The sequence below is a fragment of the Segatella copri DSM 18205 genome, assembly GCF_025151535.1.
GTDB classification, from domain to species: domain Bacteria; phylum Bacteroidota; class Bacteroidia; order Bacteroidales; family Bacteroidaceae; genus Prevotella; species Prevotella copri.
On the sequence record NZ_CP102288.1, the window covers coordinates 977,546 to 995,682 of the forward strand.

Consider the following 18,137-nt stretch of genomic DNA (forward strand, 5'->3'; position numbering starts at 1 on the left):
ATGGATTTTAGTAGGATACAAGATTTTGACATGCAGCTGTTGCATGTGTTTAACGGCAGCGAGAATGTCTGGCTCGATCAGATGGCGATGGCGCTTACGTCGGGCTGGACATGGATTCCGCTTTATATCGTCCTCTTCGTTGTTGTGATAAGAAACAACGAGATGATGGGCCAGATTGCTCTCGTGGTTGGAGGAGCGGTGCTCTGCATCTTTCTGGCTGATGGACTGGTGGATGGAATCATCAAACCGCTGGCTGAAAGATGCAGACCTTCCAGCGACCCGATGTTCAAGTATACGGTTCAGGTGGTTGACAATATGCGCCTCAAGAGTTTCAGCTTCTGTTCGGCTCATGCGGCCAATACGCTTTCTATAGCCATCTTCTTCTCGTTGCTTATCCGCAGCAAACTGGTTACGTGGACCCTGTTATTATGGTCGCTCGTAAACTGTTGGACCCGTCTTTACCTGGGTGTTCATTATCCGGTCGACATTCTTTGCGGTCTGGCTATCGGAGCTGTGGTGGGAGTTGTCGTTTATCTTATCTACATCAGGATGTATTACCGCATCTCCCCAAAGATTAAGTATATTTCCAACCAGTATACGAGTACGGGTTACGACTATGATGATGTAGATAAAATCATGACCGTAGTGATATTTACCCTTATCATGGTTGTGTTTTATGCCACCTGCCAGATGGCTCATCTTTAGTACAGAAATAAAAGTTTAAAATAGAAAGTTCACAAGTAAAATAAATAATGGATACAAAACACATTAAAATTAGTGATTATAACTATGATTTACCGGATGAGCGCATCGCAAAATTCCCTATCGCCCAGCGCGACCACAGCAAACTGCTGGTCTATAAGCACGGCGAGGTAAGCGATGATGTTTTCCATCATCTTCCCACATATCTCCCTCAAGGAGCCTTGATGATATTCAACAATACCAAGGTGATACAAGCGCGTCTGCACTTCCGCAAGGAAACAGGTGCGCTTATTGAGGTTTTCTTGATGGAGCCTGCAGAACCTACTGATTATGAACTCATGTTCCAGACCACCGGACATTGTTCCTGGCTCTGCATGATCGGTAATCTGAAGAAATGGAAAGAGGGCAGCCTGAAGCGTGATTTCGAAATCAAGGGCCACAAGCTTACGCTCAGCGCTACCATGCGACGCGGAGATGCTCTCGGTTCTGAGGCGCAGAAAATGGTTGCCAAAGGCGGAGGAACCAACTATTGGGTTGATTTTGATTGGGACAACGACAAGGTGTCTTTCGCTGAGATTCTCGAAGCAGTAGGTGAGTTGCCTATTCCTCCATATCTCAACCGCAAGACTGAGGAGAGTGACAAGACCACCTATCAGACGGTTTATTCTAAAGTCAAGGGAAGTGTGGCTGCTCCAACTGCCGGACTCCATTTTACCGATGCGGTTCTCAAGGATCTTGATGCGCATGGAATCGACCGCGAAGAAGTAACCCTGCATGTAGGAGCCGGCACTTTCAAACCGGTGAAGAGTCTTGAAATCGAAGGTCATCAGATGCACACGGAATACATTGTTGTTCATCGCCGCAGTCTGGAAAAACTCATCAAGCACGAGTGCCGGGTCATTGCCGTAGGAACCACCAGCGTCCGTACCATAGAGAGTCTCTATTACATGGGCGTTCATCTGCTGAAGCATCCTGAGGCAAATGAAGAAGATCTGCATGTAAACCAGTGGGATCCTTACGAGCTTTCTGAAGATGGCAATCTGGTAGATGGAATTACTCCGATGCAGGCTATCCAGGCAATCATCGATTATCTGGACCGCAACGGCTTGGAGGCTCTCCATTCCAGCACGCAGATTATCATTGCTCCTGGATATCAGTATAAGATTGTGAAGATGCTGGTCACCAATTTCCATCAGCCTCAGAGTACGCTCCTGCTCCTGGTGAGTGCTTTCCTCAAGGGCGACTGGAAGAAGGTTTACGATTATGCTCTTTCGCATGATTTCCGTTTCCTGAGCTATGGAGATTCATCCCTGCTCATTCCGTAAAAGGAGTTAGGAAAACTATAAATTATTAATTGTAAATTATAAACTGAACTTTCGCATATCAGGAAGTTAAAGGAGTTAAGGAAGTTAAGGAGTTAAGACTTATGTCTTGCTGCTTAAAAAACTACGCCAAAAAGACTGTTGTCTTAACTCCTCAGCGACCGTAGGGAGCGATAACTCCTTTAACTCCTTTAACTTCTGAGCTTGCGAAACTTGAATAAATTAAAAATAGATGATTTCAGTAGAAGGACTGAAAGTAGAGTTTGGCGTCAAGCCTCTCTTTCATGATGTAAGTTTCGTCATCAACGACCGCGACCGCATTGCCCTGGTGGGTAAGAATGGTGCCGGAAAATCTACGATGCTCAAGATTCTCTGCGGTTTGCAGAAACCTACTGCTGGCGTTGTGGCTATTCCTAACGAAACCACTATCGGCTATCTACCACAGGTGATGAAACTGCAGGACGATACGACCGTGAAAGAGGAAACCCGCAAGGCTTTCGCCCATAATACCGAGATGAAGGCGCGTCTGGACAAGATGCAGCAGGAAATGGCCGACCGCACCGACTATGAGAGCGAAAGCTATGCTCAGCTCGTAGAGCAGTTTACTCAGGAACATGAACGCTACATGATGATGGGTGGCGAAAACTATGAGGCTGAGATAGAGCGCACCTTGAGCGGTCTTGGCTTTACGCGCGATGATTTCGAGCGCCCAACCAAGGAGTTCTCTGGTGGTTGGCGAATGCGTATCGAACTTGCCAAGATTCTGTTGCAGAAGCCTGATGTACTGCTTCTCGATGAGCCTACCAACCACCTTGATATTGAAAGTATCCAGTGGTTGGAGCAGTTCCTGGCGCAGAGTGCCAAGGCTGTGGTTCTGGTGAGCCACGACCGTGCTTTCATCAACAATGTAACTAACCGTACCCTCGAAATTACTTGCGGAAGGGTAGAAGACTATAAGGTGAAATACGATGAGTATGTGGTGTTGCGTGCTGAACGCCGCGAGCAGCAGCTCCGTGCTTACGAAAACCAGCAGAAGGAAATTGCCGACATCAAGGATTTCATCGAGCGGTTCCGCTACAAGCCTACCAAGGCGGTTCAGGTGCAGAGCAGAATCAAGCAGCTCGAGAAAATCGTGCCTATCGAGGTGGATGAGGTTGACAACAAACAGATGCACCTCAAATTCCCTCCTTGTCTCAGGAGTGGCGATTATCCTATCATCTGTGATGAGGTGCGCAAAGATTACGGTGCACACACCGTCTTCGACCATGTTACCTTTACCATCAAGCGTGGCGAGAAGGTGGCTTTCGTGGGTAAGAACGGCGAGGGTAAGTCTACCCTGGTAAAATGTATCATGGGTGAGATTCCTTTCACCGGAACTCTCAAGATTGGTCATAATGTGCAGATTGGTTATTTCGCCCAGAATCAGGCGCAGCTCTTGGATGAGAATCTTACCATCTTCCAGACTATCGACAATGTGGCAACAGGCGAAATGCGTCTGAAGGTGAACGATCTCCTGGGCGCCTTCATGTTTGGCGGCGAGACTTCTGAGAAGTTTGTCAAGGTTCTGAGTGGAGGCGAACGCAGCCGACTGGCTATGATCAAGCTCCTGCTCGAACCGGTGAATCTCCTCATTCTCGATGAGCCTACCAATCACCTCGACATGCAGTCGAAGGATGTGCTGAAAGAAGCCATCAAGGCTTTCGATGGAACAGCCATCATCGTGAGCCACGACCGTGAATTCCTCGATGGTCTGGTAGATAAGGTCTATGAGTTTGGTGGCGGCAAGGTTCGTGAGCATCTTGGTGGTATTTACGATTATCTCCGTGCCCATAATGCCGAGAACATCAATCAGGCTCTTGCCAACCAGAACATGGCTTCTGCCGGTTCGCCTTCTGCCAATACTTCCGGCTCTTCTGTCGCATCAGGTTCTACAGCCGACAGTCTTGCCTCTGCCACATCCGGCAAGCAGAGCTACGCTGAACATAAGGAACAGCAGAAGAAGATCCGCAAGGCTGAGAAAGCCGTGAAGGAATGTGAGGCGAAGATAGAGAAGCTGGAAGCGAGAAAGAAGGAGATTGATGAACTCCTGATGAAACCGGAAAATGCAACCAACATGGAACTCGTGACCGAATACACCGAACTCATGAAGAGTCTCGATGAGGAGAACGAGCGCTGGATGCTCCTTTCGGAAGAACTGGAAGAAGTTTCGAAATAATTGTAACATTAATATAAAATAAAGAGAAGAAAATGAAAATGAAAATGATCTTACCGATGATGCTGATCGCAGCTCTGCCATTAGGCGCTGATGCTCAGAATAAATCGGGTCTTGTCATGAGCAATCTCGACAAGACAGTGAAGCCAGCAGACAGTTTCTATCAGTTTGCTACAGGTGGATGGCAGAAGAACAATCCTCTTCCTGCCGCTTACAGCCGTTATGGCAGTTTTGACCAGCTGGCTGAGAACAACAACAAGCGCATCAACACCATTCTTTCTGAACTCCAGAAGAAGACTTACAAGGCTGGAACCATTGAGCAGAAATTGTCTGATTTCTACAAACTCTCTATGGATGTTGACAGCCGCAACAAGGCTGGAATCGCTCCAGTAAAGCCTCTGTTGGATGAGATTGAAGCTGCCAAGACCAAGGACGAGCTTCAGAAGCTTCAGGTTAAGTATGCATGGATGGGTCTTGGTTTGGGCTATGTCTCAGGTTTCGATGCCGATGAGAAGAACGTAACCATGAACATCTACATCCTGATGCAGGGCGGTCTTACTCTCGGTGCCAAGGATTATTACCTCAACAACGATGCTGCAACTGTAGCTATCCGTGAGGCTTATAAGACTTACCTCAGCAAGATGTTCCAGCTCTATGGTTTCTCTGCTGATGAAGCTGCCAAGAAGGCTTCTGCCGTATTCCTTCACGAAACAACGCTCGCTACTTTCTCAAAGAGCCGTACCGAACTTCGTGATCCTCAGGCCAACTACAACAAGATGACCTTGGCAGAATTCAAGGAGAATTATCCTAACATTCCTCTCGAGGCACTTGCCAACGCCGAGGGAATCAAGAGCGAATATCTCAAGGAGATGATCGTAGGTCAGCCTGCTTTCTTCGCCGGTTATGACAAGGTGGCAGCTGCAGAATGTGCAGGCACATTGAAGGCTTTGATGGAGTGGGACATCATCAGTAGTTCTGCTTCTTACCTCAGCGATGAGATTCGCGAAGCCCGTTTCGAATTCTTCGGCAAGACTATGAGTGGCCGTAAGGAGGATTATCCTCTTTGGAAGCGCGCTACTACTCAGGTAGAGGCTCAGTTGGGCGAGGCACTCGGTCGCATCTACTGCAAGCGCTATTTCCCAGAAAGCTCTAAGAAGATGATGGAGACACTCGTGAAGAATCTTCAGATCAGTCTCGGTCAGCGTATCGATGCTCAGACCTGGATGAGCGATGTAACAAAGAAAGCTGCTCACAACAAGCTCGACAAGTTCTATGTAAAGATTGGTTATCCTAACAAGTGGACTGATTTCAGCAAGCTCAGCATTGACCCATCTAAGAGCTATTATGAGAACGTATTGGCTTGCCGCAAGTTTGCCAACGATAAGGAGATTGCAAAGAAGGCAGGAAAGCCAGTAGATAAGGATGTGTGGTACATGACTCCTCAGACCGTGAACGCTTACTATAATCCTACTACCAATGAGATCTGCTTCCCAGCAGGTATTCTCCAGTATCCTTTCTTCGATCCTAAGGCTGATGCTGCATTCAACTATGGTGCTATCGGCGTAGTAATCGGTCATGAGATGACTCACGGATTCGATGATCAGGGTCGTCAGTATGATGCTAGCGGTAATCTGAAGGACTGGTGGACTCCTGCTGATGCAGAAGGTTTCAACAAGCGTGCTGATATGTATGCTGATTTCTTCAGCAACATCAAGGTGTTGCCTGATCTGAATGCCAACGGCCGTTTCACCCTCGGCGAGAACCTTGCCGACCATGGTGGTTTGATGGTTTCATACAATGCCTTCAAGAATGCTACAGCCAAGAAGCCATTGAAGAACAAGGATGGTTTCACTCCTGACCAGCGTTTCTTCCTCGCCTATGCAGGTGTTTGGGGACAGAACATTACTGATAAGGAAATCCGCAACCGCGTAAAGAATGATCCTCATTCTCTCGGCAAGTGGCGTGTTGATGGTGCGCTTCCTCACATCGATGCATGGTATGAGGCATTTGGTGTAAAGCAGGGCGACAAGCTGTTCATTCCTAAGAACCAGCGCCTGGAGCTTTGGTAATTCCGGAAGGAAATTTTTCCGAATAGAATTTTTCGGGAATGGTTTTTCCGAATAGATAGAAAAAATAAAGTCCTGATGTTTCGTTTGTTTGAAACATCAGGACTTTTTGTTTTATGCTTGAAATATTTTTGATAAGAAAACAATAGAATAGGGAGTTATTGCTTCTTCTCCAGTTCCTGAAGATTTTCCATCTTCTTAGATTCCAGGAATTCGTAGTAGCATTTCTCACACCGGCGATGATCTTGAGCAATGTGCTCTTTCCTGCGCCATTCTTTCCCATCAGGGCTATACGGTCCTTCTCGTTGATCTGGAAGGAAATGTCTTTGAATAGGGTGGTGCCGCCAAATTCTACGGTCAATCCATCAACTGTAATCATATTATTTTCTTCTTGTTCAAATTTTTGTTTCTTTAAGCAACTCCCCAGAATGCCCCGTTCCTGCCGTTTTCGGGGTCTTCATTGATGACCAGCGCCTGCCATCATTTATGACCTGTGTTGGTCTTAAGAGAAGACCGGAGCAAGGCACAAAAGGCTGTTCTTTCGATTGCCGGTGCAAAGATACAACATTTTTGGGCAGAATGCAAGCTTTTACCCTGACTTTCTTTCGGAGAAGTAGTGTAAGTGATTGATTGATAATGATTTCTATTGGTTTTCTAGCTGAACTTTGTTACAGAACAATCTAATGGTAAGGTGTAAGGATAAAAAGCCAGCGTGTCATTAAGGGTCAGTGTCATTAAGGGTCATTTAGAAAAATGAAAGTGTCATTTTGAGCTATAGTATATATAAATATTTATTTATATATATACTATAGGGGATTTTTCTCCCCCGAAAATGAAAATGACCCTTAATGACCTTGACCCTTAATGACACCCTAGATGAACTTGTGAGTTTTACCAGATATAGGTTGTGTGTATTCCTGAATGTATTGGTTATTAGTGTATTATGTGTATTTTGTTATATTTCTACTCTAATGTTCTGTGTATAATAATTATCTACATATTAAGTCACTTAAGTTAGCTATTATACTGTTCAATTCTGCATTTTTATCCTTGTTTTATGTTGCTTTTGTTAAAAATATATCATCTCAGAGGCTGTTTTTATGTCCGAGGAGGGGCATTTTTCACCCTTTGTAGAGGGGGGAAAACACCTTTCTACCCCTCATATTTTGCATTTTTTCTTCGAAATCTCACTAAAAAGCACTGATTTTTGCCTCTTTTGGTTTCTGTTTTGGGTAGGTAAGGATAATTTACATTACTCAGTCTGATTGCGCTTCTTGCTCCGTTTCTTTTAGCGGATTAAAAATCCATAATAGTTCGATCTGTATGGTTGAAATTACCCAATACGCCCTGAAAGGGCAGAAGCTCATAGCCCAGGGCATCGCCCTGGGTAATTATGAACGCAAACCCATCGCCCTGTAAGGGCAAAAGCTTTAAAGAACCAAGCAATAAACAAAGCTTTTGCCCTTACAGGGCGTCTTATTGATTGCTATTATACCCAGGGCGATGCCCTGGGCTAAGAGCTTTTGGGCTTTCAGCCCGTCTTATACCACATGTGAATGTTCTGTTTTCTTAACAAAAGTATTCTGAATTGCCCCTAATGAACTCAATCTTAAAATCACGATTTTTCCCTATATTTCATCACTTATTTCCAATTTTTACATGAATATGGAGCATTTTTAAACAAAAAAGACCTTGATTGCAGAACGCAACCAAGGTCTTCGGAGATGATATATTTAACCTATTGAAATCTCGCTAGATTAGATTTGCTCGCTCCAGTCCTCCTGGCTCTTACGAACGTAAGTCTGGTAACGGAGCTTAGCCATCTTCTCTGCCTGAGAGAAGAGCTCATCAGCCTCCTTAGGGAATGCCTTCTGTACAGAGAGGTAACGAACCTCACCGAGCAGGAAGTCGCGGAAGTTCTCCCAGTTAGGAGCCTTAGAGTCGAGTGTGAATGGGTTCTTACCCTCTTCAGCCAACAGTGGGTTGTAACGCCACAAGTGCCAGTAACCGCACTCAACAGCCAACTCTTCCTCGTGCTGTGAACGACCCATACCGCCCTTACGCTTCAAACCATGGTTGATACATGGTGCGTAAGCGATGATGAGTGATGGACCTGGATAAGCCTCAGCCTCGCGGATAGCCTTCAATGTCTGAGCATTGTCAGCACCCATAGCTACCTGAGCTACGTAGATGTAACCGTATGTAGTCTGCATCAAACCGAGATCCTTCTTACGGATACGCTTACCCTGAGCAGCGAACTGTGCGATAGCACCGAGTGGAGTAGACTTAGAAGACTGACCACCAGTGTTAGAGTAAACCTCAGTATCGAGTACCAGGATATTAACATCCTCACCAGAAGCCAATACGTGGTCGAGACCACCGTAACCGATATCATAAGAAGCACCGTCACCACCGATGATCCACTGTGAACGCTTAACGAGGTAGTGATCCAAAGTCTTGAGCTCCTTGCAGATAGGGCAACCCTTCTCAGCGCCGGCAGCGATAAGAGGCTTCAACTCTGCAGCAGCCTCCTTAGAACCCTCAGAATCGTTCATGTTAGCCATCCACTTGTCAGCAGCAGCTACGAACTCAGCAGGAACATGCTCCTGAGCCTTAGCCTCCTCGAGCAAGTGAGCGATGCGCTCCTTCATCTTCTTGTTACCCATTACCATACCGAGACCGAACTCGCAGAAGTCCTCGAACAATGAGTTGTCGAATGCAGGACCCTGACCCTTAGCGTTCTTTGTATATGGAGTAGATGGGATAGAAGCTGAGTAGATAGAAGAACAACCAGTAGCGTTAGCAATCATCTGACGGTCACCGAAGAGCTGAGAAATCAACTTAACGTATGGAGTCTCACCACAACCAGAGCAAGCACCAGAGAACTCGAACAATGGCTGAGCGAACTGAGAGTTCTTAGGGCTCTGCTTGATGTCTACGAGATCCTGCTTAGAAGCTACCTTGTGTACGAGGTACTCCCAGTTAGCTGCTTCCTTGACCATATCCTCTGCGTCTACGTTGAATGGAACCATTGTCAACGCCTTCTCACCCTTCTTACCTGGGCAGACGTCAGCACAGTTACCACAACCAAGACAGTCGAGTACTGAAATCTCGATGCGGAAGTGCATTCCAGCCAAAGCCTTAGGTGCCTTAACATCCTGAGTCTTGAGACCCTCGATGCCTGCGAGCTCCTCGTCGGTCAATACGAATGGACGGATAGCTGCGTGAGGACAAACGAATGAACACTTGTTACACTGGATACAGTTCTCTACGTTCCATACTGGTACGAACGCCTCAACACCACGCTTTTCGAATGCTGCAGTACCGTTCTGCCATGTACCGTCAACTGTGTTGTGCTTAACGAAGTCAGAAACCTTCAAGAGGTCACCTGCCTGGCCGTTGATAGGACGAACGAGCTCCTTAACGAATGCTGGAGCGTTATCCTCCTTAGCCTCATCGTCAGCGAGGTTAGCCCAAGCTGGATCTACTGTCAACTGCTTGTACTCACCACCACGGTCTACAGCGCCGAAGTTCTTGTCAACAACGTCCTGACCCTTCTTAGAGTAAGACTTAACGATGAATGCCTTCATCTGCTCTACAGCGAGATCCAAAGGAATAACCTCTGTGATACGGAAGAATGCAGACTGGAGGATGGTGTTGGTACGGTTACCGAGACCAATCTCCTGAGCAATCTTAGTTGCGTTGATATAGTAAACAGTGATGTTGTTCTGAGCGAAGTAACGCTTTACCTTGTTAGGGATGAAGTTAACCAACTCCTCACCATCGAAGATAGTGTTCAACAGGAAGAAACCGTTCTTACGCAAACCACGAGTTACATCGTACATGTGGAGGTAAGCCTGTACGTGGCAAGCTACGAAGTTAGGAGTATTTACCTGATAAGCACTGTGGATAGGGCTGTCGCCGAAACGCAAGTGAGAGCAGGTGAAACCACCAGACTTCTTAGAGTCGTAAGAGAAGTATGCCTGGCAATACTTGTTGGTATTGTTACCGATAATCTGAACTGAGTTCTTGTTAGCACCAACAGTACCGTCAGCACCCAAACCGTAGAACTTAGCCTCGAACAAGTCGTCGCCACCCATTGGGATTTCCTCCTCTTCTGGGAGAGAAGTGAATGTAACGTCATCAACGATACCTACAGTGAAGTGGTTCTTTGGCTGTGGCAACTCGAGGTTCTTGAATACAGCAACAATCTTAGCTGGAGTTGTATCAGAAGAACCGAGACCGTAGCGACCGCCAACGATCAATGGCTTGCGCTCGTCATCGTAGAGAGCTGACTTAACGTCGAGGTACAATGGCTCACCCTCTGCACCTGGCTCCTTAGTACGGTCGAGAACAGCGATACGCTTAACGGTAGCTGGGATAGTCTTCTTCAGGAAGTCAACAGAGAATGGACGGAAGAGGTGAACTGCAACCATACCAACCTTCTTGCCCTGCTTGTTCAAGTAGTCGATAGCCTCGCGAGCTGGCTCTGTAGCAGAACCCATCAGGATGATGATGTTCTCAGCATCCTCAGCACCATAGTAGTTGAAGAGGTGATACTCACGGCCAGTAATCTTAGTCATCTCCTGGCAGTACTTCTCTACAACCTCAGGAATTGCATCGTAGTAAGTGTTGCAAGCCTCACGGTGAGTGAAGAATGTCTCTGGGTTCTCAGCGGTACCGCGAGTAACAGGACGCTCAGGAGTCAAAGCACGGTTACGGAAGTCCTCGATGAACTCTTCCTTAACCAATGGACGGATGTCTTCCATATCCATCTCCTCGATCTTGTGGTACTCGTGAGAAGTACGGAAACCGTCGAAGAAGTTAACGAAAGGAACCTTTGTCTCCAATGTAGCCAAGTGAGGAACTGCAGAGAGGTCCATAACCTCCTGAACAGAACCTGAGCAGAACATAGCGAAACCTGTCTGGCGGCAAGCCATTACGTCCTGGTGGTCACCGAAGATACAAAGTGAGTGAGAAGCCAATGTACGAGCTGATACGTTGAACACGCAAGGGAGCAACTCACCAGCAATCTTGTACATGTTAGGAATCATCAGCAACAAACCCTGAGAAGCAGTGTAAGTTGAAGTCAAGGCACCAGCCTGGAGAGAACCGTGAACTGCACCGGCAGCACCAGCCTCTGATTCCATTTCCTGGATAGAAACTCGCTGACCGAAAAGGTTCTTACGACCTTTGGCAGCCCATTCATCTACATGCTCCGCCATTGGTGATGATGGAGTAATAGGGTAGATAGCAGCAACCTCAGTAAACATGTAGCTTACATGTGCGGCAGCTGTGTTACCATCACAAGTGATAAATTTTTTCTCTTTAGCCATTTTACTTTTAGATAAAATATTAAAAATGTTTTGTATTTAATTCATTCTTATTCTAATGTTGCGTGTTGAATGTTGAGTGTTGAGTTAGGCTTGCGCCCTTATGTGTCTTCATGCTGATGCCGTTAGGCAATTCAACATTCAACACTCCACATTCAACATTCCCTAATATAGGAAACCCAGAAGCCATAACGGAATTCTGTTATCCTTGCCTACCTCGGTATTGTATCGGGCGTAGATGATGTCGGGATTGTTGCGCACCTTGTTTGGAGATTGCGCATCGCAGATTCTGAACTTCTTCTCACCATCTACAATGAAGTAGTGGTCCTTGCCGGTCTGGCTTACCTTGTGGTCTTTCCAGACCGAGTTGACGAAGAATGTTTCCATCACCTCCTGCTTGTCTATCTTGATAGGATAGATGGCGTACATCAGGTTGGAGTTGTGCATCATCACCTTGGATGGTTTCTTTGGGAACTCCTGCCCGGTTGGGTAAATCATGTTGATGAGTCGCGCATCAGCAAGATACTTGATGTAGTTCATTACCGTAGCTCTGCTGGTGTTGATCTCTTCGGCAAGCTGGCTCACGTTGGGAGCCTTGGCACCTTCTACAGCTAGCTGATAGAAGAGCCGCTTGATTTTGGTGAGATATTTCAGTTCGATTTGCTTGATGAGGAGGATGTCTACCTCGGTCATCATGTTCATTGTCTTTAGTAGATTCTCTGTGAAGTTGCGGTTCTCCAGGAAGAATGGATAGAATCCATGATGCAAGTAGTCCTGGAAGTATTTTATCGGGCTCACCTTAGGCAGTATCTGCTTGATGATGTGCTCGTGATTGCGCAAGATTTCATCGAGTGTATATGGCTTGAAACTGTTGCCAGTCTGCAGGTTGATAAACTCTCTGAAAGAGAAGCCTCGCAAATTATAGCTTTTCACGATTCCATTGAGCTCAGGATTCTCTTCCTTCAGTCTCATCACGCTGGAACCTGTGAACACGATTCTTAACTCTGGATAGAGGTCGTAGCATTTGCGCAGTTCCTTGCTCCAGTCCGACTGCTTGAAGACCTGGTCGATGAGAAGGGTTCTGCCGCCGTGGCGAACAAAGTCACCTGCAAAATCTGCGATTCCTCTGCTTTGAAAATAGAAATTGTTCATATTCACATACAGACACTTGCGGTCAGTAGGGCCAAAGTGCTCCTTGGCATATTGAAGGAGGAATGTAGACTTTCCTACACCGCGTGTTCCCTTTATGCCAATCAAACGGTCGCTCCAGTCGATTTCGTCCATCAGAGTTCGTCTTACTGGTGCGTCCGTATGCTCTACGAGGTATGTATGTGTTCTGAAGAATGCTTCTTCCATGAGTTTATATCGTTTCTAATTGTTTTTACGATGCAAAGGTAATTAAATATTTCTAATTTGCAAACTCTAGATAGCAAAAAGTAACTTTTTTTTCATTATTTAGCACTTGTCTAAGTAAAAATGGGGATTTTCTTCCCTATTTTGCGCTTTTCTTTATATCTTTGCACCATGAAGTTACATATTTTCAATCCAGAACATGATTTGGCTTTGGCTGCAAATCTGAAACAGTTCACCGCGCCTCATGCGGGTAGACAACTTAGAAGTGATCTTGCTTTCATTCCGGCTCTTTGGGCGGAAGAGGGCGACCTCGTACTTGTGGATGATATTGATTTTGCGAAGAACAGGGTACGCCATTTTGGGGCAGAACTGAACAGCAAGGTTGAGTTCATCACCAAGCCTCAGCTGAAGCATCTGCTCAAGACGGAATTTCTGGACAGTGTTCATCCCTGGGGATGGAACCTGTCGCTGAAAGGTGAGTTGGAGCGTTTGGGAATGCCGGAGATGATGTTGCCGACTGATGCTGTATTAAATAAGGTACGCGAGGTGAGCAGCAGACAATGGGCTGCCCTTCATCTGCAGCGTGGCGTGGAATATGTTACTGAGACGGCTCGCGTCAAAGAGCTCATTCTCCAGCACGGCAAAGCTGTTGTCAAGGCTCCCTGGAGCAGTAGTGGGAGGGGAGTGAAATATGTAAGTGCTGAGGACTTCAGGACTGCCGGAGATTATCCTACCTTCGAAAGATGGGTGGCAAACATGATTTATCATCAGGGCGGCGTAACCGTAGAGCCCCTATATAATAAGGTGAGAGATTTCGCCATGGAGTTTGAAATGAAAGATGGCAAGGCCCTCTATCGAGGTCTTTCGCTATTCGATACGATCAAGAATGCCTATTCGGGCAATGTGCTCTGCTCTGAAGATGATAAGGTGGAAATGATGAAACCGCTCATTAGCGAGGCTCAGCTTGCCGGAATCAGACAGCGCATCATCGAGGTAATGGAGCCGGCGCTGAAGGATATTTACAGTGGTCCGTTCGGCGTTGACATGATGATCTGCACGAAAGGGGAGAAGGATGAATTCTGCGAGGCTGTGCTGAATCAGGAAGGTGAGGACGTAAACAGAACCGGACTGGGCGTGGTTCCTTGCATCGAAATCAATCTGCGCAGAACGATGGGTCATGTGGCAATCGATCTATACGAACATCTTGTGACTCATTCGAGCGATGAGATGAAGACCAACAGGACGAACATCATGCGCGTGGAATATGATGGAAACAGATATCATCTCAGAATAAAGCCTGGCAGACCTTCGGAAGAGGCACCGCTGCATTGATTTTTTTTGTAAAGTACTCAAATTTAGCAAGTAAGCCCCACACGCCCTGAAAGGGCAGAAGCTCCTAGCCCAGGGCATCGCCCTGGGTGTTTATGGACGCAAACCTGTCGCCCTGTAAGGGCAAAAGCTTTCAAATATGGCAATATACAAAGCTTTTGCCCTTACAGGGCGCCTTGCTGATTGCCATTAAACCCAGGGCGGTGCCCTGGGCTAGGAGCTTTTGGGCCTTCAGCCCGTACTTGGACCACATGCGCACGTTCAGTAAAGAACATAGATTTTTTGTTAAGAAATAGTAAAATCGGCTTTTCCCGTGCAAGGATTAGCCGATTTTTCATTTTATCTTCAGAACTCACGATTCAGATTCCGATTCGGGAACTGCCTTTTAAAGAGGAACAGTCCCTTTTGGGTTCAGGAGCGTTGAGTCATTAAAATGAACCAATAAATTAGAGAAATATGAACAAGAAAGTATTTAGTGCAGCTATTTTAGCTTCAGCTGCAATGGCAATGACTTCTTGCAGCTCAAGCAAGAATGCACAGAATGAGAGCGCAACAAAGGCCGAGAAAATAACGGAGGCAGAGGCTGCCCGTCTGTCGGCAGATGAGGAAATGGACGAGAGTTATCTTATCCTCTCAGAGGCTCAGCAGAACATCGTGAAGAAGAATAATGATTTCGCTTTCAGACTTTATCAGCAGATCAGCGGCATGGATTCTGAGGTGGTTTCGCCAATGAGCATCGCCTATCTGATGGGAATGCTTGCGAATGGTGCCGACGGCAAGACTCAGCAGGAGATTCTGAAGGCAATCGGTTGCGAGGGCGTGAGCGTGAAGGAACTCAACGACTGTTATAAGGCGCTGATGCTTTCGGCTGGCAAACTCGACAAGCAGACAACCGTTAATATTGCCAACTTTATCGCCATCAATAAGAATTTCACATTGAACAGCGATTTCGCTCGTACCGTGGCCGATTCTTATCAGGCTGGCGTTGAGAGCATGGACTTTACCAATTCTAAATCTGCCGCCCGCATTAATGACTGGTGCAAGAAGCAGACTAAAGGAATGATTCCTAGCATCATCGACCAGGTAGACCCTGCAGCCGTTTCTTACCTCCTGAATGCTATTTATTTTAATGGAATCTGGCAGGAGAAGTTTGATGCGAAGAATACCCGCCTCGAGAACTTCAGCGGTTACACCCGCGATATTAAGAAGGTGAACATGATGCACCAGAACAAGAAGTTTGCCTATACTGAAAATGATATGCTGCAGGCTGTAGAGCTGCCATACGGAAATGGAAGTTATCAGATGACCGTTCTTCTTCCTAAGGCTGGCAAGAGCATCAGCGAGGTGATGAAGGAGATGGATGCTGATAAACTTCAGAAGTTGAGTAATGACATGGACCGTTGCCAGGTAGATTTAAAATTCCCTAAGTTTACCACAGAGATGGATTTGTCGCTCAACCAGATTATCAGTAAATTGGGAGCTCCAAGCATCTTCCAGCCAGGCACGGCAGATTTCAGCCGTTTTGCCAATGGCAGCTTCTATGTATCGAAGATGTTGCAGAAGGCAAAGATTGAGGTAAGCGAGCGTGGAACCAAGGCTGCTGCCGTAACAGCTGCTGTGATGCTGACCTCACTGGGTCCTCACGAGATGAAGCGTGTAGAGTTTCATGCCAACCGTCCATTCGTTTATTTCATTACAGAACGTAATAGTGGCGCCATTCTCTTCATGGGTCAGTTCCTGGGAGAATAATAACAGAGAATTTGCAGGTTCTTAAAACTAGAAAAGCGAAAGCCAAGTCCGTAATCCGGAATCTGGCTTTTGCTTTTTATTTCGCTTAGTTCACTTGTTTACTCCTGAAACTTTTCAATGAACTCATCCTCAGTAATGATTGGAATATTGAGTTCATGGGCTTTCTTATTTTTCGAACTCTGCGAAGCTGCATCGTTGTTAATCAGGAAGTTAGTGCTCTTGCTCACACTTCCCGTAACCTTGCCGCCCTGGCTTTCAATATAAGCCTTCAGCTCGTTGCGGTTCTTGTAATGATGCACATCTCCCGTTACGACGAAAGTCAGTCCCTGGCATTTGTTGCCCGTTTCTACAGGCTCCTGCTCCTCGATAATCAGTTCGGACAGCAGATGCTGCACATGCAGGAAATGAACATCATCCTTGAACCAGGCGATAAACTTGGCACTCTTTTCAGGTCCAATACCATCAATGCTTGCAAACTCATCATCGAACATGCTCAGGCGAGCCGTTTCTATCAGTTCCTTCACCTTGTAACGGCTGAGCAGTTTTTTAGCCACATCGCCGCCGCAGAGCGGAATATTCAAGGCGTAGAGCAGATGACGGCCATCAGTATGGCGGCTCTTCTCAACACTCTCCAGAAGATTGCTTACGCTCTTCTTGCCAAATCCTTCGAAACAGGAAATCTCGAACGCATAATTCTTCAGTTTGTAGAAATCAGCATATTCGCTGATAAAACCATGATTGATGAATTTCCAGACAGTCTGTTCTGAGATTCCGTCAATATTGATTCCTTCCTTGCTGACGAAGCGGGCAAATTTCTTAAGTTGTTTGGCTGGGCAGGCTGCATTGGTGCAATGGAGAGTCTTGGTGCCGCTCTCACTCTCGCGCACTACGGCTGGCGCATGGCAAACCGGGCATTCGGCGGGAATGACAAAACTACCCACAACCTCTGTAATATTGATTACCTTCGGGATAATCTTATTGGCCTTGATGACCTGCAGCCTGGTTCCCTTGTCGCCAATGCCCAGACGCTCGCATTCGCTTACATTGCAGAGCGAGGCACGCTGCACGGTGGTTCCTTCTAGTTCTACCGGTTTGAAAACAGCTACAGGCGTGATGGTGCTGGCTGCGCACGACCATTCGATGTGGTCGAGTACGGTGTCAGCATGTTCATCTTGCCATTTAAAGGCAAATCCTGCCCTCGTAGCGTGGTGGCCTGTAACCGACCCCGTAGCTGCATAAGCCGTATCATCGTAGCAAATCACCAGTCCGTCTACCGGGAAAGGATTTTTCTTGCTTGTCACCTTCTCCGTAAACTTGTCTATTTCCAGCTGGATATTTTCTGTGGTAGGGTGGTCAATACGCTCACGTTCTACAGGATTCATTCCCAGGTCTTTCAGCATCTGCATGCGTTCGCCCCATGAGGAAAGTTCCCGCTCAGTATAAACCAGGGTGAACGGAATCCATTGGATGTGGCGCTGCTTCACCTCTTCAATATCCTTCAGCGTGAGTGAGCCTGAAGCGAGGTTTCGTGGATTGGCGTAATCGCCTTCGCTTTCGATGATGAACTGTTCAAAATCAGCATACGAAATGACGGCTTCTCCTCTTACTACAAGATGTCCTTTCTCTGAAATGGTAGCAGGAATGCCTGAAATGGCTGGAGCCAAGTGGGTAATGTTGGTGCCGATATGTCCATTACCGCGGGTAACGATTTTGGTGAGTTTTCCGCCGTCATAGGTTACTACGAGGGTCAGTCCGTCCAGTTTCCATGAAATCCAGATAGGGCGGTCTTCTGCCCATTTTACAAGATCACTTACCTGTTTGGTCTTTGCCAGAGAGAGGGCGGCAAATTCATGCTCCTCTTTCTTTCCTACGATAGAATCTTCTGACACGCGATTAGTAGGGGAGTTAGGCAGAATTTCGCCTGTTTCCTCTTCCAATCTCTTGAGCTGGTCGAAAAGGGCGTCCCACTCATAGTCGGTCATGAGTTCGCCTTTTCCGTTATAATAACTATCCGAAGCTTGGTTGAGTCTTTCAACCAAGCTCTTCATCTGCAATAGTTTCTCTTCCATAA

Annotated in this window: 9 protein-coding genes and 1 pseudogene; 6 read left to right on the forward strand and 4 right to left on the reverse strand. The window is 46.6% G+C overall.

The annotated features are described in order from the left end of the window. The 4 genes from NQ544_RS04000 to NQ544_RS04015 all read left to right on the forward strand — a co-directional run bounded on the left by NQ544_RS04000 (position 1) and on the right by NQ544_RS04015 (position 6,305). A complete protein-coding gene (locus NQ544_RS04000) occupies positions 1-705 on the forward strand; it encodes a phosphatase PAP2 family protein (protein WP_006846680.1) in 705 nt (234 codons plus the stop codon). Positions 706-752: 47 nt separating this feature from the next. Then, positions 753-2,027, forward strand: coding sequence for an S-adenosylmethionine:tRNA ribosyltransferase-isomerase (locus tag NQ544_RS04005; protein WP_006846679.1), 1,275 nt, complete (start codon positions 753-755; stop codon positions 2,025-2,027). Positions 2,028-2,256: 229 nt separating this feature from the next. Continuing rightward, positions 2,257-4,239: an ABC-F family ATP-binding cassette domain-containing protein gene (locus tag NQ544_RS04010; protein WP_006846678.1), complete on the forward strand. Its 1,983-nt coding sequence runs from the start codon at positions 2,257-2,259 to the stop codon at positions 4,237-4,239. 32 nt (positions 4,240-4,271) lie between these two features. After that, positions 4,272-6,305 carry a M13 family metallopeptidase gene (locus NQ544_RS04015; protein WP_006846677.1) on the forward strand — a complete coding sequence of 678 codons (2,034 nt, stop codon included), beginning with the start codon at positions 4,272-4,274 and terminating at the stop codon, positions 6,303-6,305. A 223-nt stretch (positions 6,306-6,528) separates the two neighbouring features. Here NQ544_RS04015 and NQ544_RS04020 read toward each other — a convergent pair. The 3 genes and pseudogenes from NQ544_RS04020 to NQ544_RS04030 all read right to left on the reverse strand — a co-directional run. After that, positions 6,529-6,681: pseudogene (locus NQ544_RS04020) on the reverse strand (ATP-binding cassette domain-containing protein); the annotation flags it as partial. A gap of 1,378 nt (positions 6,682-8,059) precedes the next feature. Continuing rightward, positions 8,060-11,638: a pyruvate:ferredoxin (flavodoxin) oxidoreductase gene (gene nifJ, locus NQ544_RS04025; RefSeq protein ID WP_006846674.1), complete on the reverse strand. Its 3,579-nt coding sequence runs from the start codon at positions 11,636-11,638 to the stop codon at positions 8,060-8,062. Between the two features lie 162 nt (positions 11,639-11,800). Further along, positions 11,801-12,991 carry an ATP-binding protein gene (locus NQ544_RS04030; RefSeq protein WP_006846672.1) on the reverse strand — a complete coding sequence of 397 codons (1,191 nt, stop codon included), beginning with the start codon at positions 12,989-12,991 and terminating at the stop codon, positions 11,801-11,803. Between the two features lie 168 nt (positions 12,992-13,159). On the opposite strand from NQ544_RS04030, the gene NQ544_RS04035 reads away from it, so the two are divergent. Continuing rightward, complete coding sequence (locus NQ544_RS04035; RefSeq protein WP_006846671.1) at positions 13,160-14,320, forward strand: hypothetical protein; 1,161 nt, start codon at positions 13,160-13,162, stop codon at positions 14,318-14,320. 453 nt (positions 14,321-14,773) lie between these two features. After that, positions 14,774-16,066: a serpin family protein gene (locus NQ544_RS04040; RefSeq protein ID WP_006846669.1), complete on the forward strand. Its 1,293-nt coding sequence runs from the start codon at positions 14,774-14,776 to the stop codon at positions 16,064-16,066. Between the two features lie 98 nt (positions 16,067-16,164). On the opposite strand, the gene ligA is transcribed toward NQ544_RS04040, so the two are convergent. Continuing rightward, a complete protein-coding gene (gene ligA, locus NQ544_RS04045) occupies positions 16,165-18,135 on the reverse strand; it encodes an NAD-dependent DNA ligase LigA (protein ID WP_006846668.1) in 1,971 nt (656 codons plus the stop codon). Positions 18,136-18,137: the final 2 nt, after the last annotated feature.